The 17,732-nt window shown below is 60.6% G+C and carries 23 protein-coding genes and 2 tRNA genes; 11 read left to right on the top strand and 14 right to left on the bottom strand.

The window, feature by feature from the left end; genetic code table 11:
* Positions 1-113: 113 nt before the first annotated feature.
* The 4 genes from SA496_RS15835 to SA496_RS15820 all read right to left on the bottom strand — a co-directional run bounded on the left by SA496_RS15835 (position 114) and on the right by SA496_RS15820 (position 3,052).
* Entirely contained in the window at positions 114-1,280 is a 1,167-nt protein-coding gene (locus tag SA496_RS15835; protein WP_330114126.1) for an MFS transporter, read from the bottom strand.
* A 22-nt stretch (positions 1,281-1,302) separates the two neighbouring features.
* Entirely contained in the window at positions 1,303-1,545 is a 243-nt protein-coding gene (locus SA496_RS15830; RefSeq protein ID WP_120650358.1) for a DUF1272 domain-containing protein, read from the bottom strand.
* A 10-nt stretch (positions 1,546-1,555) separates the two neighbouring features.
* Positions 1,556-2,563: a GlxA family transcriptional regulator gene (locus SA496_RS15825; protein WP_153917139.1), complete on the bottom strand. Its 1,008-nt coding sequence runs from the start codon at positions 2,561-2,563 to the stop codon at positions 1,556-1,558.
* A gap of 219 nt (positions 2,564-2,782) precedes the next feature.
* On the bottom strand, positions 2,783-3,052 hold the full coding sequence (locus tag SA496_RS15820) for a hypothetical protein (protein ID WP_120650362.1): 270 nt from the start codon (positions 3,050-3,052) through the stop codon (positions 2,783-2,785).
* A 314-nt stretch (positions 3,053-3,366) separates the two neighbouring features.
* On the opposite strand from SA496_RS15820, the gene SA496_RS15815 reads away from it, so the two are divergent.
* A complete protein-coding gene (locus tag SA496_RS15815) occupies positions 3,367-4,035 on the top strand; it encodes a PA2778 family cysteine peptidase (protein WP_280359274.1) in 669 nt (222 codons plus the stop codon).
* 59 nt (positions 4,036-4,094) lie between these two features.
* Here SA496_RS15815 and SA496_RS15810 read toward each other — a convergent pair whose 3' ends face one another.
* Positions 4,095-5,378: an NAD(P)/FAD-dependent oxidoreductase gene (locus SA496_RS15810; protein WP_120650367.1), complete on the bottom strand. Its 1,284-nt coding sequence runs from the start codon at positions 5,376-5,378 to the stop codon at positions 4,095-4,097.
* A 184-nt stretch (positions 5,379-5,562) separates the two neighbouring features.
* Between SA496_RS15810 and SA496_RS15805 the strand changes: the two genes are divergently transcribed.
* The 10 genes from SA496_RS15805 to SA496_RS15760 all read left to right on the top strand — a co-directional run bounded on the left by SA496_RS15805 (position 5,563) and on the right by SA496_RS15760 (position 13,315).
* Positions 5,563-5,639 (top strand) — tRNA-Val (locus SA496_RS15805).
* Positions 5,640-5,866: 227 nt separating this feature from the next.
* The gene (thrS, locus tag SA496_RS15800; protein ID WP_330114125.1) at positions 5,867-7,789 is read left to right on the top strand and encodes a threonine--tRNA ligase; all 1,923 of its coding nucleotides are present in this window, start codon (positions 5,867-5,869) and stop codon (positions 7,787-7,789) included.
* On the top strand, positions 7,789-8,340 hold the full coding sequence (gene infC / locus SA496_RS15795) for a translation initiation factor IF-3 (protein WP_174235599.1): 552 nt from the start codon (positions 7,789-7,791) through the stop codon (positions 8,338-8,340). The genes thrS and infC overlap by 1 nt, the downstream gene beginning before the upstream one ends.
* Before the next feature lie 61 nt (positions 8,341-8,401).
* Entirely contained in the window at positions 8,402-8,596 is a 195-nt protein-coding gene (rpmI, locus tag SA496_RS15790) for a 50S ribosomal protein L35 (RefSeq protein ID WP_016493509.1), read from the top strand.
* Between the two features lie 28 nt (positions 8,597-8,624).
* Positions 8,625-8,981: a 50S ribosomal protein L20 gene (gene rplT / locus SA496_RS15785; RefSeq protein WP_016493508.1), complete on the top strand. Its 357-nt coding sequence runs from the start codon at positions 8,625-8,627 to the stop codon at positions 8,979-8,981.
* 94 nt (positions 8,982-9,075) lie between these two features.
* Positions 9,076-10,092 carry a phenylalanine--tRNA ligase subunit alpha gene (gene pheS, locus SA496_RS15780; RefSeq protein WP_120650372.1) on the top strand — a complete coding sequence of 339 codons (1,017 nt, stop codon included), beginning with the start codon at positions 9,076-9,078 and terminating at the stop codon, positions 10,090-10,092.
* Between the two features lie 37 nt (positions 10,093-10,129).
* Positions 10,130-12,508: a phenylalanine--tRNA ligase subunit beta gene (pheT, locus tag SA496_RS15775; RefSeq protein ID WP_330114124.1), complete on the top strand. Its 2,379-nt coding sequence runs from the start codon at positions 10,130-10,132 to the stop codon at positions 12,506-12,508.
* A 3-nt stretch (positions 12,509-12,511) separates the two neighbouring features.
* Positions 12,512-12,814: an integration host factor subunit alpha gene (gene ihfA / locus SA496_RS15770; RefSeq protein ID WP_003282572.1), complete on the top strand. Its 303-nt coding sequence runs from the start codon at positions 12,512-12,514 to the stop codon at positions 12,812-12,814.
* Positions 12,795-13,151: a MerR family transcriptional regulator gene (locus SA496_RS15765; RefSeq protein ID WP_016493505.1), complete on the top strand. Its 357-nt coding sequence runs from the start codon at positions 12,795-12,797 to the stop codon at positions 13,149-13,151. Before ihfA ends, SA496_RS15765 begins: the two co-directional genes overlap by 20 nt.
* Before the next feature lie 87 nt (positions 13,152-13,238).
* Positions 13,239-13,315 (top strand) — tRNA-Pro (locus SA496_RS15760).
* Between the two features lie 88 nt (positions 13,316-13,403).
* Here SA496_RS15760 and SA496_RS15755 read toward each other — a convergent pair.
* The 9 genes from SA496_RS15755 to SA496_RS15715 are packed head-to-tail and all read right to left on the bottom strand — an operon-like array spanning position 13,404 to position 17,695.
* The gene (locus SA496_RS15755) at positions 13,404-14,510 is read right to left on the bottom strand and encodes a tyrosine-type recombinase/integrase (protein ID WP_330114123.1); all 1,107 of its coding nucleotides are present in this window, start codon (positions 14,508-14,510) and stop codon (positions 13,404-13,406) included.
* Positions 14,510-14,722: a hypothetical protein gene (locus SA496_RS15750; RefSeq protein ID WP_330114122.1), complete on the bottom strand. Its 213-nt coding sequence runs from the start codon at positions 14,720-14,722 to the stop codon at positions 14,510-14,512. The genes SA496_RS15755 and SA496_RS15750 overlap by 1 nt, the downstream gene beginning before the upstream one ends.
* Before the next feature lie 59 nt (positions 14,723-14,781).
* Positions 14,782-15,003 (bottom strand): hypothetical protein, encoded by a 222-nt coding sequence (locus tag SA496_RS15745; protein ID WP_330114121.1) that lies wholly within the window; start codon positions 15,001-15,003, stop codon positions 14,782-14,784.
* The gene (locus tag SA496_RS15740; protein WP_330114119.1) at positions 14,996-15,310 is read right to left on the bottom strand and encodes a hypothetical protein; all 315 of its coding nucleotides are present in this window, start codon (positions 15,308-15,310) and stop codon (positions 14,996-14,998) included. The genes SA496_RS15745 and SA496_RS15740 overlap by 8 nt, the downstream gene beginning before the upstream one ends.
* Positions 15,307-15,750 (bottom strand): hypothetical protein, encoded by a 444-nt coding sequence (locus SA496_RS15735; RefSeq protein WP_330114118.1) that lies wholly within the window; start codon positions 15,748-15,750, stop codon positions 15,307-15,309. The genes SA496_RS15740 and SA496_RS15735 overlap by 4 nt, the downstream gene beginning before the upstream one ends.
* Positions 15,743-16,573, bottom strand: coding sequence for a LysM peptidoglycan-binding domain-containing protein (locus SA496_RS15730; RefSeq protein WP_330114117.1), 831 nt, complete (start codon positions 16,571-16,573; stop codon positions 15,743-15,745). Before SA496_RS15730 ends, SA496_RS15735 begins: the two co-directional genes overlap by 8 nt.
* On the bottom strand, positions 16,570-16,764 hold the full coding sequence (locus SA496_RS15725) for a hypothetical protein (RefSeq protein ID WP_330114116.1): 195 nt from the start codon (positions 16,762-16,764) through the stop codon (positions 16,570-16,572). Before SA496_RS15725 ends, SA496_RS15730 begins: the two co-directional genes overlap by 4 nt.
* Positions 16,761-17,096 carry a DUF4406 domain-containing protein gene (locus tag SA496_RS15720; protein WP_330114115.1) on the bottom strand — a complete coding sequence of 112 codons (336 nt, stop codon included), beginning with the start codon at positions 17,094-17,096 and terminating at the stop codon, positions 16,761-16,763. Before SA496_RS15720 ends, SA496_RS15725 begins: the two co-directional genes overlap by 4 nt.
* Positions 17,093-17,695, bottom strand: a complete 603-nt coding sequence (locus tag SA496_RS15715; RefSeq protein ID WP_330114114.1) for a hypothetical protein — start codon at positions 17,693-17,695, stop codon at positions 17,093-17,095. The genes SA496_RS15720 and SA496_RS15715 overlap by 4 nt, the downstream gene beginning before the upstream one ends.
* Positions 17,696-17,732: the final 37 nt, after the last annotated feature.

The following is a 17,732-nucleotide window of genomic DNA, read 5'->3' as shown; positions in this document are numbered from 1 at the left end:
TCTCACAACGAGCCTTGTGGGTTGCGGCTGGAATAAGCTCAGTCCGGGAAGTCCTGAGCACCGATGTTTGGGCTCGCTGCGTTTGGCGCCTGCGGAGTCCAGGCGCTGGCAATTCAGCCTGCCGCCAGTCTGCGCCGTAATGGCAGCAGCATCAGCAGGGCAACCACCAGCAGTGGCAGCATGCCCAGGTTCACGGCGTTCCAGCCGATACCGCTGATCAGTGCACCCGAGGTGAACGAGGCGCAAGCTGCCACCAAGCCATTGCCCAGCTCCATAAGGCCTTGGGCCTGGCCACGTTCGTTGGCGTTGTGGCCTTCGCCCAGAAGAGTGGTACCTGCCACCAGCATCAGGTTCCAGCCGATGCCCAGAAGAAATGAACTGGCCAGGAAATGACTCTGCTGCAGGCCTGTGAGGGCTATTGCGGCACTTCCCAGCAGGATCAGGCTGCCAAGTACAGCGATTCGTCGACTGCCGAGACGGTCCACCAGCGGGCCGGCAATGAAGGCGGGCAGGAACATGCCTAGCATGTGCCAGCGGATCACCTCTGCGGCTGATTCCAGCGGTAGGCCGCAAAAATTCATCGCCAGGGGTGTGGCGTTCATTACCAGCATCATCAGGCCGTGGCCAACGGCGGTAGTGGCCAGCGCGGCGCGCACCAATGGCCGTGACAGCAGGACACGAGCCTGACTCCAGCCAGCACGGGGAGGACGTGGCGCTTCACCTTCGCGCAGGCGTGACATCAGCAGCAGGGCGATCAGCGCCAGCGCCGCAATGAGTAGGTAGGCGCCGACGAAAGGTGCGTCCAGGGCATCGCGCGACCATAGGGACAGGTTTGGGGCAAAAAGCGCGGCGCAGACACCGCCTCCGATCACATAGGAAGTCGCTCGGCCTTTCTGGGCATCGCCCACTGCCTCCAGGGCGGCGAAACGGTAATACATGGCCGATGCCTGGTAGCCGCCTATAGCCAGGGCGCCCAGGCAGAACAGGACGAAGTCCCATAGCCAAACGCCTACAGCGCTTAGCATCCCGCCCAGCACTCCGCAGCTTGCGCCCAGCATCAGACCTGAGCGCCGACCGTGGCGCTGCATGAAAAGTGACAGCGGTTGCACGGCCAGCAGATTGCCCAGGATCAGCAGCGTGAGAGGCAGCGTCGCCAGGGCATTTAACGGTGCCAGTTGCAGACCTGCCAGGGAGGTAAGCGTGATGCCGATCATCGAGCAGCTCCAGTAGAGCGCCTGGCCGGCGAAGAGCACTCGGAGGGTAGGGTTGTTCAGCAGCATGGTGCTTCCTTGAGAGGTCGTTTCAGCTCGGGCAACCGTCAGGCTTGAGGACGCGCTGGGCGGAGGCGGGGAATTTCGCCAGTTTCGCCATGGGACGTATTGGCCGTCGCACGAGTTCACCGCCGCAGTTGGGGCAGGTGCCATGCAGGCGCTGGTCGGAGCAGTCCCGGCAGAAGGTGCATTCGAACGAGCAAATGAGCGCCTGCTCGGAGTCGGGTGGCAAGTCCTTGTTGCAGCATTCGCAGTTGGGGCGCAGTTCGAGCATGACCGGCTCCTCAGTTGTGAGTGGGGCGTCCGAAGCGTTGCGCGTATTCCTGCGGACCAACGGACAGGTGCTTGTGAAAGGTGCGGCGCAGGTTTTCGGGGTGACCGAAGCCGGTCAGGCGCGCCACAGTGGCGATGGAGGCCTGGGAGTCCTGCAGCAGGGTGCGAGCCGCTTCCAGCCTGACCCGCTCCACATACTTGCCCGGGCCCACGCCCAATTCCTGGGCGAACGCGCGTGACAGGCTGCGCGGCGCCATTTTTGCCTGGGCGGCTAGTGCTTCCAGCGACAGGTCGGCGCCTAGGTTCGCCGGAATCCATGCCAGTAGCGCCGCCAGCTTTGGCGTGCGGCTGGGCTCCGGTGTGAGCAGCGCACTGAACTGCGTTTGACCGCCCTGGCGGCGCAGGAACAGGACCAGTCGCCGGGCGATCGCCAGTGCCATCGGACGACCAAGGTCGGCTTCGACCAACGCCAGTGCCAGATCGATGCCAGCGGTGACGCCAGCAGAGGTGAAAATGTGGGGGTCGCCATCCTGACCCGCGGGGTCGTAAGTGTGCAGCCGATCGCCCGTCACCTCGATGCCCTCGTGGCAGCTCAGGGCTTCCACGTCCGACCAGTGGGTGGTGGCCTGGCGGCCATCCAGCAATCCGGCTGCCGCAAGAATCAAGGCGCCCGAGCAGATGGAGCCGAAGCGTCGTACCTGTGGTTCCGTACTGCGCAACCAGTCCAGCAGTTCCTGGTCCCTGCATTGGATTTGCATGTCCATGCCACCTGGAACGAGCAAGGTGTCCAGGCTTGCCGGGTCGACCTCACGCCACGCCCGGTCGGCCATCAGAGCAAAGCCGGCCGAGGTCTTCACAGGTCCCGCTTCGGGTCCCAATAGGTGGATCCCGTAACTCGGCGGAAGGCCCTGGCGCGCGCGTTCGTCGTTGGCTGACGCGAATACCTGCAGAGGGCCGGTCACGTCCAGGCTCATGACATCAGCAAAGGCCAGGCAGGCGATGTGACGAATCGATTCCATGACGATCTCGGAGAAGGCGATGGCGTCAGTCTGCAGTCAAAGGTGGGTGGCAACAATGACAATAAGCCCACAGATCTCGCCAAATAAGTGCGAATGTAGGGCCTACTGAGTATTCAGTCGCTGCGGGGAATCGATTGGAAGGCAGGGGAGAGGGGAAAACTGTGGCCGGGCGAGCAGTAGGACCTGCTCGCCGCGCATTGGGCACTGGCGCTGAAGCGTTTACTCAGGCATCGACCAGGGTTCGAGGTCGTAGCCCTTGCGGCTCAGCTCCTCACGGGACTGCTTGAGGATGTTGGCCAGTTGCTCCGGGTCGGAATAGGTGCTGCTGGGAATCTTCGAGCGGCCGAGAAGACGGGTGTTGGTGCGGTCGATCACGCTGATGCTGAGTTCGCCGGTGCCGTCTTGCAGGGCCCAGGCAACGCACTGGAACGGTTTGAATGCACGGCCAGTAATGATCAGTGCTTCGTTGAAACGTAGCGGAGTGTTCATGGGAGGGGGTCTCTCCATATTGTGCCCAATGAAGGTGACAGCGCGGCTAAGGCCTTTGTTGCGCTGTCGTGAATGTGGATGGCGAGACCCGACCGATAAGTCACAGCACGTCGTGAAAAACTAAGTTTTTGTCGCTGAAATGAATGGGTAAGCCATTTTTGTATCGGCCGTTGTGCGTTTTTATCGTGGGATAGGGTATACAGGTCGCCTTCGGTATTGTCCCGAATCGGGTCCAGCCCCTCTCGCGATGTACCGCCCGGGCTGCTGCCAGTATGATCATCGGCCGTTCGAGGTTGCCTACAGCGAGTGTTGCCGTGCCCGTCCTGAACCGCCTGTTCCGTCCCATCCTTGTCGCCACCTGCATTGCCGTGTTGGCCGGCTGTGGCGCCCAGTCGCTGTCCCCCAAGCTGCGCTCGGGGCCGGAGCGAGTCGAGTTAAGCGGTGTCCCGTTCTTCGCCCAGAACGCCTACCAGAGCGCACCGGCTTCGTTGGCGGCCTTGCTGACCCAGCAGGGAGACGAGGTCACGCCAGGCATGATCGAAAAAGAGCTGCAGTTGCCGCAGAAGGAAGCCTCCCTGCGGGATGGGTTGGCGATGACGGCACGCCAGCATGGCCTTGTGGTCTATCCCCTGGGCAGCCGGATGGACGACTTGCTGGAACAAGTAGCTGCGGGCAATCCGGTGCTCGTGCACCTGCGCGAAGGCTTCGGCTGGATGCCCTCTTGGCGCTACGCGCTGCTGATCGGTTACGACCGTAAAAACCGGCAGGTTCTGCTGCGACATGGTCACGAGCGTCGCGCCGTGATGAGTTTCGGTGCATTCGAGGCGGGCTGGACGGAGGCGGGTAATTGGGCGGTGCTGGTGCAGGCGCCGAATCAGTTGCCGGCATCGGTGGAGCGGGCTCGTTGGCTGAAAGCGGCCGATGAGCTTGCGGCGGCGGGGCAGGTTAATGCAGCGAAAATGGCACGCTTGCAGATGCCTTGATCGGCAGTTACTGAAATGAAAAACGGCGCCCTTGGGCGCCGTTCGTGTTTGCAGGCGGATCAGACGCCCAGCTTGTCGCGCATGGTGTAGTACCAGGCACCCATCGCGGTGAAGGGCACGCGGAACACGCGACCACCCGGGAAGGGGTAATGCGGCAGGCTGGCAAAAGCGTCGAAGCGCTCGGCCTGGCCACGCAGGGTCTCGGCGATCACCTTGCCGGCGATGTGGGTGTAGGTCACGCCGTGGCCGCTGCAGCCTTGGGAGTAGTAGATGTTGTCGCCAATCCGACCGACTTGGGGCAGGCGCGACAAGGTCAGCAGGAAGTTGCCGGTCCAGGCGAAGTCGATCTTCACATTCTTCAGCTGCGGGAAGGTCTTCAGCATCTTCGGCCGGATGATGGCTTCGATGTTCGCCGGGTCGCGGGCGCCGTAGACCACGCCGCCGCCGTAGATCAGGCGCTTGTCGCCGGAGAGACGGTAGTAGTCCAGCAAGTAGTTGCAGTCCTCGACGCAGTAATCCTGGGGCAGCAGGGAATTGGCCATTTCATCCGAGAGCGGCTCGGTGGTGACCACCTGGGTGCCGCAAGGCATGGACTTGCTGGCCAGTTCGGGAACCAGGTTGCCCAGATAGGCGTTGCCGGCTACCACCACGAACTTGGCTTTCACGCGGCCTTTCGGGGTGTGCACCACCGGGTTGGCGCCACGCTCGATGCGGATTGCCGGACTCTGCTCGTGAATCACGCCACCCAGGGATTCGATGGCTGCGGCTTCACCCAGTGCCAGGTTGAGCGGATGGATGTGACCGCCGCTCATGTCCAGCATGCCGCCAATATAGTTGTCGGTCGCCGCCACTTTGCGGATGCCCTTGGCATCCAGCAATTCAAGCTGGTTGTGGCCGAAGCGCTCCCAAAGTTTCTTCTGGGCTTCCAGGTGACCCATCTGCTTCTTGGTGAAGGCAGCGAATACACCGCCATCCTTCAGGTCGCACTGGATGTTGTACTTGCTGATGCGGTCGCGAATGATGCGGCCGCCTTCGAACGCCATGTCAGCCATCAGTTTGGCGTTCTTGGGGTTCGCGGTACGCTCGATCGAATCGATGTCGCGGCTGTAGCTGTTGACGATCTGGCCGCCGTTACGACCGGATGCGCCGAAGCCCACCTTGGCGGCTTCCAGGATGGTGACCTTGAAGCCGTTCTCCAAGAGGAAGAGGCCGGTGGAAAGACCGGTATAGCCTGCGCCGATAATGCAAACGTCAGTTTCGATCTCGCCTTGCAGTTCCGGGCGAGCCGGTACCGGGTTGGCCGAGAACGCGTAATAGGACTGGGGGTAGGGAGTGTGCGTCATAATGGAATCTCTGTTTTTTATTTTTTACAGATGTGACGATGCTACCTGAGTTGAAACGGGTCGGCTAGCCTCTGTGCAAAATATTAAACGAGGCGATGAACAGTAAAAAATCCACTTTTTCAGAGAGTTAGCGAAAAAAGGTGTTGACAGGGAAAAGTTAGTCCGTAGAATGCGCACCCATCGAAGGCACATAGCTCAGTTGGTTAGAGCACCACCTTGACATGGTGGGGGTCGTTGGTTCGAGTCCAATTGTGCCTACCAAATTCGATAAAAAGGGTCACTCAGGTGACCCTTTTTTATTGGGCGCTTGTCGGGGCTTTGGCTTTCTGCAAGCATCCCGCTCTTTATTACCTCCAGTGACTCTGGTTCGGCTCTGGTTGGCTGCAAGGCTCCTGCCATCGTACGGCGGGCATACCACCGAATCGCGTACTGGCTCATCCCAACCCATGTGGCCTTTGGTAGAGGTCACCACTAGGAGAGGAGGCGCCATGCCCATCATCACTCTTCCTGACGGCAGTCAGCGTACTTTCGATAAACCCGTATCCGTGCTCGAGGTGGCTCAGTCCATCGGTGCGGGGCTGGCCAAGGCGACCCTGGCTGGCAAGGTAAATGGCAGGCTGGTAGACGCTTGCGACCTGATCGAAGACGATGCCTCGCTGCAGATTGTGACCCCCAAGGACGAAGAAGGGCTGGAGATCATCCGCCATTCGTGTGCGCACCTGGTCGGCCATGCCGTCAAGCAACTCTATCCGACCGCCAAGATGGTTATTGGGCCGGTCATTGAGGAAGGCTTCTATTACGACATCGCCTTTGAGCGCTCCTTCACGCCGGAAGACATGGCGGCCATCGAAAAGCGCATGGCTGAGCTGATCGAGAAGGACTACGACGTCATCAAGAAGATGACTCCGCGGGCCGAGGTCATTGAGCTGTTCAAGGCGCGTGGCGAGGAATACAAGCTGCGTCTGGTCGATGACATGCCGGACGAGAAGGCCATGGGGCTGTACTTCCATGAGGAGTACGTGGACATGTGCCGTGGCCCTCACGTGCCGAATACCCGTTTCCTTAAGGCGTTCAAGCTTACCAAGATTTCCGGTGCCTACTGGCGCGGCGACTCGAAGAACGAGCAGCTGCAGCGTGTGTATGGCACTGCCTGGGCGGACAAGAAGCAGCTGGCTGCCTATATCCAGCGCATCGAAGAGGCCGAAAAGCGTGACCATCGCCGTATCGGCAAGCAGTTGGACCTCTTCCACCTGCAGGAAGAAGCGCCGGGCATGGTTTTCTGGCACCCGAGCGGCTGGACCGTCTATCAGGTGCTCGAGCAGTACATGCGCAAGGTCCAGCGTGACCACGGCTATGTAGAAGTGCGCACTCCCCAGGTAGTCGATCGCATCCTTTGGGAGCGCTCGGGTCACTGGTCTAACTACGCCGAGAACATGTTCACCACTTCGTCGGAAAGCCGCGATTACGCCGTCAAGCCGATGAACTGCCCGTGCCACGTTCAGATCTTCAATCAGGGCCTGAAGTCTTACCGTGACCTGCCGCTACGCCTGGCTGAGTTCGGTGCCTGCCACCGCAACGAGCCGTCCGGCGCCCTGCACGGCATCATGCGCGTGCGCGGCTTCACCCAGGACGACGCCCACATCTTCTGCACTGAAGATCAGGTAAAGAAAGAGGCGGCTGATTTCATCAAGCTGACCCTGCAGGTCTATTCCGACTTCGGTTTCAGCGATATCTCAATGAAACTGTCCACTCGTCCGGTTAAGCGGGTGGGTTCCGACGAGCTGTGGGATCGTGCCGAAGGAGCTCTGGCGGATGCGCTGAGCGAGTCCGGCCTGTCCTGGGAATACCAGCCGGGAGAGGGTGCTTTCTACGGCCCGAAGATCGAATTTACCCTGAAAGACTGCCTCGGTCGTAACTGGCAGTGCGGCACCCTGCAGTACGATCCGAACCTGCCGGAGCGTCTGGATGCCAGCTATATCGCCGAAGATAACAACCGTAAGCGCCCGGTGATGCTGCATCGCGCGATACTTGGTTCCTTCGAGCGCTTCATCGGCATGCTGATTGAACACTACGCGGGCGCGTTCCCGGCATGGCTGGCGCCTACCCAGGCGGTGATCATGAATATCACCGACAAGCAGGCCGATTTCGCCGTCGAGGTCGAGAAAGCCCTCAACGAAAGCGGGTTCCGTGCCAAGTCCGACTTGAGAAACGAAAAAATCGGCTTTAAAATCCGCGAGCATACTTTGCTCAAGGTTCCCTATCTCTTGGTTATTGGAGACCGGGAGGTTGAGACTCGATCCGTTGCTGTGCGCACCCGCGAGGGTGTCGATTTGGGTTCCATGCCCTTCGAAAGCTTCTCTGAATTGCTCGCACAAGCGGTTTCCCGGCGTGGTCGCCAAGAATTGGAGTAATCACTATTAAGCGTGAAATGAGACAGGACAAGCGGACTCAACCGAAGGCCCCGATCAACGAGAATATCTCGGCTCGTGAGGTGCGGTTGATTGGTGCTGACGGCCAGCAGATTGGCGTCGTCTCGATTGATGAAGCGCTTCGCGCTGCTGAAGAAGCCAAGCTGGATCTGGTAGAAATTTCTGCCGATGCCGTGCCGCCTGTTTGCCGGATCATGGATTACGGCAAGCACCTCTTCGAGAAGAAGAAGCAGGCTGCCGCAGCGAAGAAGAACCAGCACCAGCAGCAGATTAAAGAAATCAAGTTTCGTCCAGGGACGGAAGAAGGGGATTACCAGGTAAAACTACGCAACCTGGTACGTTTCCTTAGTGATGGGGACAAGGCCAAGGTATCCCTGCGATTCCGCGGTCGTGAGATGGCCCACCAGGAGCTGGGTATGGAGCTATTGAAGCGGGTCGAAGCTGACCTCGCCGAATATGGCACCGTAGAACAGCATCCCAAGCTGGAAGGACGCCAGCTGATGATGGTCATCGCCCCCAAAAAGCGAAAATAACCCCCAGGGCACTGGCAGGCCTTGCGGTTATATGTATTGATTGAATGCGGAGTATCCGAACATGCCAAAAATGAAAACCAAGAGCGGTGCTGCGAAGCGCTTTAAGAAGACTGCTTCCGGCTTCAAGCACAAGCACGCTTTCAAGAGCCACATCCTGACCAAAATGACTACCAAGCGTAAGCGTCAGCTGCGCGGTTGCACCCTGGTGCACCCGTCTGACGTCCGCAAAGTAGAGCGCATGCTGCGCGTTCGTTAATCGGTCAAGATTCTAGAGGAAATTACTCATGGCTCGTGTTAAGCGTGGCGTCATCGCTCGTAAGCGTCACAAAAAGATTCTGAAACTCGCCAAAGGCTACTACGGTGCACGCAGCCGCGTGTTCCGCGTTGCCAAGCAGGCGGTAATCAAGGCTGGCCAATATGCCTACCGTGACCGCCGTCAGCGCAAGCGTCAGTTCCGCGCTCTGTGGATCGCTCGTATCAACGCTGGTGCTCGTCAGAACGGTCTGTCCTACAGCCGTCTGATCGCTGGCCTGAAAAAAGCGGCCATCGAGATCGACCGTAAGGTTCTGGCCGACCTGGCAGTGAACGAAAAAGCGGCGTTTGCTGCGATTGTCGAGAAAGCTAAGGCCGTTCTGGCTTAAGTCCCCGACAATCACCGGGCTTGCCCGGTGCTAAACGTCACCGATAGGGGAAGGGCCTTGCGCTCTTCCCCTATTTCGTATCTGGAGTCAGTAAATGGAAAATCTGGATGCGCTGGTCTCGCAAGCGCTTGAGGCCGTGCAGCAAACTGAAGACGTGAATGCCCTGGAGCAGATTCGCGTTCACTACCTTGGCAAGAAAGGCGAGCTGACCCAGGTGATGAAGACCCTGGGCGATTTGCCGGCTGAAGAGCGTCCCAAGGTCGGCGCCCTGATCAACGCTGCCAAGGAGCGCGTTCAGGATGCTTTGAACACCCGCAAAGAGTCGCTTGAGCAGGCTGCCCTGACCGCCAAGCTCGCGGCCGAACGAATTGATGTGACCCTGCCGGGGCGCGGTCAGGTTTCCGGCGGCCTGCACCCGGTAACCCGCACCCTCGAGCGTGTCGAGCAGTTCTTCACTCGGATAGGCTACGGCATTGCCGAAGGCCCCGAGGTCGAAGACGACTACCACAATTTCGAAGCGCTCAACATTCCTGGCCACCATCCGGCCCGGGCAATGCACGACACCTTCTATTTCAACGCGAACATGCTGCTGCGCACCCATACTTCTCCGGTACAGGTGCGCACCATGGAGTCGCAGCAGCCGCCTATCCGCATCGTCTGCCCTGGTCGCGTCTACCGCTGCGACTCAGATATCACCCACTCGCCGATGTTCCACCAGGTCGAAGGCCTGCTGGTCGACGAAGGCATCAGCTTCGCCGACCTCAAGGGCACCATCGAAGAATTCCTCCGTGTGTTCTTCGAGAAGGACCTTGGTGTACGTTTCCGTCCGTCTTTCTTCCCCTTTACCGAGCCGTCGGCTGAAGTCGACATGCAATGCGTGATGTGCTCTGGCAAAGGTTGCCGCGTATGCAAGCAGACCGGCTGGCTGGAAGTGATGGGCTGCGGCATGGTGCACCCGAACGTGCTGCGCATGTCCGGCATCGACCCTGAGAAATACCAGGGCTTCGCCTTCGGGATGGGCGTGGAGCGCTTGGCCATGCTGCGTTATGGCGTCAACGACTTGCGCCTGTTCTTCGACAACGACCTGCGCTTCCTCGCGCAATTCCGCTAGGTCGTATTGTCCGAAACGAATCCCTTAGGAGAGCAGGATGAAATTCAGTGAACAATGGCTGCGGAGCTGGGTCAGCCCGCAGGTTTCCCGTGATGAGCTGGTCGCTCGTCTATCCATGGCCGGCCTCGAAGTCGACAGCGTTACTCCCGTAGCCGGTGCATTCAGTGGCGTTGTCGTGGGCGAGGTGCTAAGCACGGAACAACACCCCGACGCCGATAAACTGCGCGTCTGCCAGGTGAGTAACGGTAGTGAGACGCTTCAGGTTGTGTGTGGTGCGCCGAATGTGCGCCCCGGCCTGAAGATCCCCTTCGCCATGATCGGTGCTGAACTGCCGGGCGACTTCAAGATCAAGAAGGCCAAGCTGCGTGGCGTTGAGTCCAATGGCATGCTCTGCTCGGCCTCCGAGTTGCAGATCAGCGATGACCATGACGGTCTGATGGAGCTGGCTGACGATGCTCCGGTAGGCCAGGACATTCGTGCCTACCTGGGCCTGGATGATGTGATCATCGAGCTGGGCCTGACCCCCAACCGCGGCGATTGCCTGAGCCTCTCCGGTCTGGCCCGTGAAGTGGGTGCGCTCTACGCTGCTCCGGTCACCCGTCCGCAAATTGCTGCTGTTGCTCCTGCCCACGACGAAGTGCGTCCGGTCGAAGTGACTGCTCCGGCTGCCTGCCCGCGCTACCTCGGTCGCGTAATCCGCAACGTCGACCTGTCCCGCCCGACCCCACTGTGGATGGTCGAGCGCCTGCGTCGTTCCGAAGTACGCAGCATTGACGCCGCAGTCGACATCACCAACTACGTGATGCTCGAGCTCGGTCAGCCCATGCACGCCTTCGACCTCGCCGAAATCAACGGCGGCATCCGCGTGCGCATGGCGGAGGAGGGCGAGAAGCTTGTCCTGCTGGATGGCCAGGAAGTTAGCCTGCGCGCTGACACTCTCGTCATCGCCGACCACACTCGCGCCCTGGCTATCGCCGGTGTTATGGGTGGTGAGCACAGCGGCGTAAGCGACAAGACTCGCGACCTGTTCCTTGAGGCCGCTTTCTTCGACACCATCGCCGTTGCCGGTAAGGCCCGTTCCTATGGCCTGCATACTGATTCCTCGCATCGCTTCGAGCGTGGTGTCGACTTCCAGCTGGCCCGCGAAGCCATGGAGCGCGCCACTGGCCTGCTGCTGGAAATCGTCGGTGGCGAAGCGGGTCCGATCATCGAGGCCGTCAGCCAGGAAAGCCTGCCAAGCGTAGCTCCGGTTACCCTGCGTGCCGAACGCATCACCCAGATGCTCGGCATGGAAATGGACGCCGCCGAAATCGAGCGTCTGCTCACCGCGCTGGACCTCAAGGTCACCGCCGATGGTGCCGGCCAGTGGCGTGTCGATGTGCCGAGCCACCGCTTCGACATCAGCCTTGAAGTGGACCTGATCGAAGAGCTGGGCCGTCTCTATGGTTACAACCGACTGCCGGTTCGCTACCCGCAAGCCCGTCTGGCTCCGCGTGCGCGCGCTGAAGGTGCCATTGAGCTGCCGGCCCTGCGTCGTCTACTGGTCGCCCGTGGTTACCACGAAGCCATTACCTACAGTTTCATCGATCCGAAGCTGTTCGAGTTGTTCAATCCGGGCGTGAAGCCGCTGATGCTGGCCAACCCCATCTCCGCTGATATGGCCGCCATGCGTTCCTCGCTGTGGCCGGGGCTGGTGAGTGCGCTGCAGCACAACCTCAATCGTCAGCAATCTCGCGTTCGCCTGTTCGAAAGCGGCCTGCGTTTTGTGGGGCAACTCGAAGGCCTGAAGCAGGAACCCATGCTGGCTGGCGTGCTCTGCGGTTCCCGTCTGCCGGTAGGCTGGGCCAACGGCCGCGACGCCGTCGACTTCTATGACGCCAAGGCAGACGTAGAAGCCATCCTCGGTGCCGCTGGTGACCTGGGCGCCTTCAGCTTCGTACCGGGTGAGCATCCCGCCCTGCATCCGGGCCAGACCGCTCGCATCGAAAGAGAAGGGCGGCTAGTCGGCTTCCTCGGTGCCCTGCATCCGGAACTCGCAAAGGCCCTGGACCTGGATCAACCGGTGTACATGTTCGAGCTGGTGCTGGCCGAAGTGATGCAAGGCAAGCTGCCGAAGTTCAGTGAGCTGTCGCGCTTCCCTGAAGTGCGTCGTGACCTTGCCCTGCTGGTGGATCGCGACGTCGCCGCCGAGTCGGTACTCGCAACCATCCGTGAGGCTGCTGGCGAATGGCTGACTGACCTCAGGCTATTTGACGTGTATCACGGTAAAGGCATTGATCCGCTTAGAAAAAGCTTGGCGGTTGGCTTGACCTGGCAGCATCCATCGCGCACTCTTACTGACGATGAGGTGAACAACACAACGCAAAACATCGTCACCTCGCTGGAAGACAGGTTCAATGCCACGTTAAGGAAGTAGCGTATGGGGGCTCTGACGAAAGCTGAGATGGCTGAACGTCTTTATGAAGAGCTTGGCCTGAATAAACGGGAAGCCAAGGAATTGGTGGAGCTGTTCTTCGAGGAAATCCGTCAGGCGCTGGAGCACAACGAACAAGTGAAGTTGTCCGGGTTCGGCAATTTCGACTTGCGCGACAAGCGTCAGCGGCCTGGCCGAAACCCGAAGACAGGAGAGGAAATCCCGATCACGGCTCGCCGTGTGGTCACTTTCCGTCCAGGGCAGAAACTCAAAGCCAGGGTCGAAGCTTATGCTGGAACCAAGTCATAACGACGAGTTACCGCCCATTCCAGGCAAGCGATACTTCACTATTGGCGAAGTTAGTGAACTTTGCGCAGTCAAGCCCCACGTGCTGCGTTACTGGGAGCAGGAATTTCCCCAGCTCAACCCAGTAAAGCGGCGCGGGAACAGGCGCTACTACCAACGTCAGGATGTGCTGATGATTCGGCAGATCCGGGCGCTGCTTTACGATCAAGGCTTCACCATCGGCGGGGCGCGCCAGCGCCTCTCCGGGGACGAAGCCAAGGAAGACACCACCCAGTACAAGCAGCTCATCCGCCAGATGATTGCCGAGCTTGAGGACGTCCTCCATGTGTTGCGGAAGTGAATTTTTTTTAAAAAAACCTTCCACAATTCAAAAGCTTAAGATATAGTTCGCTCCGCTTCCGGCGATCCGGAGCGAGCTAGAAAACGTCGGGGCGTAGCGCAGCCTGGTAGCGCACTTGCATGGGGTGCAAGGGGTCGAGTGTTCGAATCACTCCGTCCCGACCATATTCTTGAAGAGGCTCAAGCACTTAGCGGCTTGAGCCTTTTTCATTTCTGAGGCGTGCGCAAAACTTGCGCAAAATACGCGCAAAACTCAGCCCGCAATTTCCGCAATATCCAAGTCCGCTTCCACTTCCGACCAGACAACTTCGGCGTGGTCGCGCTGGTAATTGCGCGTCATATCTTCGCTGGCATGTCCGGCGATCTTCTGCCCGTCCTTACCCGCCCGTTTATATAGGTGCAGGGAGAGGGCGCGGATCTCGTGAAAGCCTGGCATCTCCTCTTCCTTCCAACTCTTGTAACACCCGGCTTCGTCCCTGGCGTCCTTGAAGGCGCGGGTCAGGAAGCGCTCGTCCACCTTGGTCCAATGATCCTTGCCCTCGCGCTTCTTCTTGCGCTCGGGTCGGCGGTGGATCAGGTAGGGCGACAGCACCTCATCGCGGCAACGTGACAGGACAGCGGCCAGTTGCGGCGTTACTTTGATCTTCAGCCAGCCAGCGTCCGAGGCCTTCTCGGTCTTGCTCTGCACCACGTACAGATAACCATCCTTCACGTCCTCGAACTTCATGTTGAGGATATCGCCGCGGCGCTGGGCGGTGATCAGGGCCAGGTCGATGGCGTTTTGCAGCCAGAGCGGCGCGCGCCGGCGGATCAGCTTCAGGCCCTCCATGGTGTGGCGCTTGCGCTGCTTCTTCTCGATCTTCGGGATGGTGCTCGCCGCCGGGTTGTCCGGCACCAGGCCGCGAGCTGCGGCGTGGGTGAACACGTCAGTCAGGATCGCCCGGGCCTGGTTGCTGGCGCGCGGCGTCAGCGGCTCGAGGAACTCGGCCAGCATGCGGATGGTGATCTGGTCGATCGGCTGCGCGCCCAGAGCGGCGCGGATCTGCTTGAAGCGCACGCCGTACAGATCGAGAGTGGCCTTGGCCAGCTCGCGGGGCGGCAGGATGTCCTGCTCGTAAGTGCCGAGGAAGTCGGAGAGGCTGACCTTCTCCTCGCCCAGGACGGTGGCCATCAGGTCGGCGCCCTGCATGAAGGTGGCATTCAGCTGGTGAGCGGCGTCGATGGCGGCGCCGCGATCCCGGCCGAACTGGAACCACTTCCCGTCCGTGGGCCGGCGGAAACGGTAGGTGCCGCGCCTGCTGTCAAAGTACAGGTTGGGCGGCAGCCCTTTGTTCGCCTTGTTCCTGGGTCGTGGAACCATCACGCCGCTCCTTTCAGCACCATGTCGACGAGGGGATTACCAGTCTGGCGCTGGTAGGCGGCCCAGTCGACGTACCAGATTTTGCCGATCTGCTCGCCCGGGATTTTCCGGTCGCGCAATTGGTTGCGGATAGCCTGGGAGCATAGCGGAGTGCCGCCCACGCCCCATTTGCGCCGCTGGAACTCGCTGATCTTGATGAGTTCTTTTCTCATGAGAATACCTCTCCGCCGACTCTCGCCGGCAGCTGGTGGGGTAGGTGGGAAGGGGTGGGTCAGTCGAAGCCGGGAACCTGAACGGTCAGCTTCACATCGATGGCGGCCAGCAGGGTGTCGCGCTGGTTGGTGACTTCGGCCAACTCCTTCTGGGCGGCTTTTAGCTGATCCGCCATGCAGAGGTAACAGCCGCCGGCAGGTAGCTTTCTCTCGTGCCAATCGTCAGGCTGCTCGAAGCGCAGGTTGTGGATGGTGCACTTCATGACGTGGGCGTCAGCCATTCCCCACCTCCTGCCCTTGCTGGGCGAGGATGGCATCGACCTGGTTCAGCTTCGCCGCCATCCTGCTGATGAGCGATTCGGGGTCTCGGCACTGCTCCATCGTGAACGGCTCGACGATCATCCCTGCAATATCAACCAGCAGCTCGCGAGCTTGTTCTATAGCGACCACCGGCGCCACCGCGCAGCCCTCGGGGAGGGCGTAGAGCTTGGTTCCAATTGGCAGGTTGCAGGTGATGATGTCGCTGGTGCCGTCTGAGCTGAATGTTTCGTGCGAAACCTCAGCCACCGGCTTCAGTTGGTCATTCACGACTTCACCTCCTCATCCCCGCCCATCCCGCCATCCGCCTTCAACTTCTGAAGGTTCAGCGAGCCTCCATCGGTTCGGTACTCGTCGGGGTTGAAATTGAACAGCCGCAGCACTGCATCTAAGTCGTCGCATTCGCGGCGCAGTTGCTCGCGCGCTTGATCCCGCTGTCTCTGCATAGCATTGCGTTCGGCGGCTGCGTCAAGCTCATCCCCGCCCACCTGGCGGGCAGCCAGGGCTGCGCGCAGGTTCTGCACTTCGGACTGCAGCTGGAAGTAGTCCTTATCCTTCTCGCGTGCGGCCTCGGCCAGCTCATCCAACTCGGCGCGCAGCCTGGCGTTCTCCTTCTCCACCTTCTCGTGATCCTCTTCCAGCACGCACCATTTCCGTTCCTGGTGCTGGTGGAAGTCCACCATGGCGCGGTGGCGTGGGGCTCTATCCATGGGAGGGCTCCTCGCTGGTGCTGGCAGGCATGTCCAGCACAGTGCCAACTGGGTAGTAGTCGTGCGGCCCCATATCTGGGAACGGGCGTGCATTGAGATCGCGGATTTCCACCCAGCGGCTTTCGTCCTTGAGCTGTCGGAGCGCTATGCCGGCTAGGCTTTCGCCCGGCTGAGTGGTGTAGGTGTGATGCTCCGTCGCTATGGGAGCGGCGTAGAGCTGCTGTCCGACCTTCACCGATACGTCAGGGAGAATCACCGCCCACTGCCCATCGTCGCCTTCATCAACCACAGCCACCGGCTTCCCGAAGGCTGTCAGGCGCGCGGCCAGGGCGTCCCGCTCCTTCCTTTCCGCGTCACCGATCTCCCAGAACCGATACAGCCAGTGCCCTTCAGGCGGCGGAGTGGAGCCCTGCTTGCCGAATGCCAGGGCGCCCACCACGCAATCCAGCAGGTCGCGCTTGTAGGCGTTGTCGCCGTCGATGCTGAAGCCGTCTTGGCGCATCTGGTCGAGGATGGCGTCCTGCATGTCCTGGCTCACCTTGGGCCGCATGCCAGGCGCCGTTTTAGTGATCACATCGAAGATCGACGCGCCGGTGCTGCGCGCATAGTCGACCTGCTCCTGCTGACACACCTTGCATATGCCGGGGCCGCCGCAACGGGTCTTGTTGCCGTCGGGCCGCGGAATCACGTGGCCATGGCCTTTGTTCTGCTCGCTCACGGAGGTCTTGCCTGCTCCGACGCGGCCAGGGCAATCCGGTGCGTGGCGCTCAGGATCTGCGCGGAACCCTGCCGGGCAATTGCACAGTGTGTGTTTACCAATCATGGCTCTTGCTCCATAGGCCGGAAGTCGGCGAAGTAATCAACGATTTTCTTGCTGCAATCCATGGCGCCAGGGCTGGCGCAGCGGCCCACGTATTTGTGGGCGTCACGTAGCAGGGATTCGAGGGCAGCGATTCGCGCGGTTGCCAGCTGCGCTTCGATCACGCGCATGGCGGCGGATTTGTCGAGGCTCATGCCGGCAGCCCTCCCGGCGTGGCCATGGCCCGCCGCCCGATGTCGGCCGCCATCACCCTGACAATGCCCAGGTGGCAGGCAATGTGGTGCTCGAGCATGGCGCCCTTGGATTCATGCCAGTCGGGCAGCAGGGCCACGGTGTCGCAGGTGACCAACTGGGCGATGGCCAGGCGGAGGTAGCCGGACCAGGTGGTATCGGCAGGCGCTTCGTTCTCCGCGGGGTTCTCGACGTGGAAGCCAAGCTCCCGGAGGCGTTCAGCCTCGGCATGGAAGGCCGGGTAGTTGAAGTCCGGCAGGCCGGTCATGGGGCCGGCGAGGTAGATGCGCTTCATGCTGCTTGCCTCCCTGCTTCGTAGACTGCCCAGGCGTCCTTGTCGCCATTGGCGACGTAGATCTCCAGCGCGCCCGTGCCATCCTGATCGCGCAGTTCTCCGTGGTACCTCCCGCCTGGGAAGGTGAAAAGCACGCTCTGCGTAATGCGCGGCCAGCCGACGCTCCACTTCGTGAAGGTCAGGTCGGAGCGGGCTGCCAGTACCTTGGCCTTGAAGGCCTCGCCCTTGGCGTTGAGATCTGCCACCTCCCGATCCCGTGCGTCCTTGCAGTCCTGGTTGCAGTAGGCGTGCCGGCCTTCGTAGACAATCTGCAGCCGGTTGCCGTCGTCGTCCTCGGCGTCGTCGTAGAGCTGGGTTTCGCAGTTGTTGCAACTCAACCACCAGCCCTGCTCGTGGTAGGCCTTGGCTGGGATGAAAGGCTGCCCGGCGAACTCATCGGCCCAAGGCGCCCGGCGACAGAAGGTGACTTCCTCGAACATCAGGTTCAATTCGTTGCCGCCAATGCGGCGCCCTGCGGCACTGCTGGTGGCGAAGACGATCACCTGGTGACCATCACTGTCCTCGCCCACGTGGTAGGCCTTCAGTGGTTTTTCAGACATGGGAAGCCCTCCCTGGCACATGGCCAAGCTGAGTAGG

Origin of the sequence: Pseudomonas sp. JS3066 (assembly GCF_036328175.1) — a bacterium.
Lineage (GTDB): Bacteria > Pseudomonadota > Gammaproteobacteria > Pseudomonadales > Pseudomonadaceae > Metapseudomonas.
The sequence above is the reverse complement of the archived record's forward strand: the minus strand, read 5'-3'. Positions and strand labels throughout refer to the sequence as shown.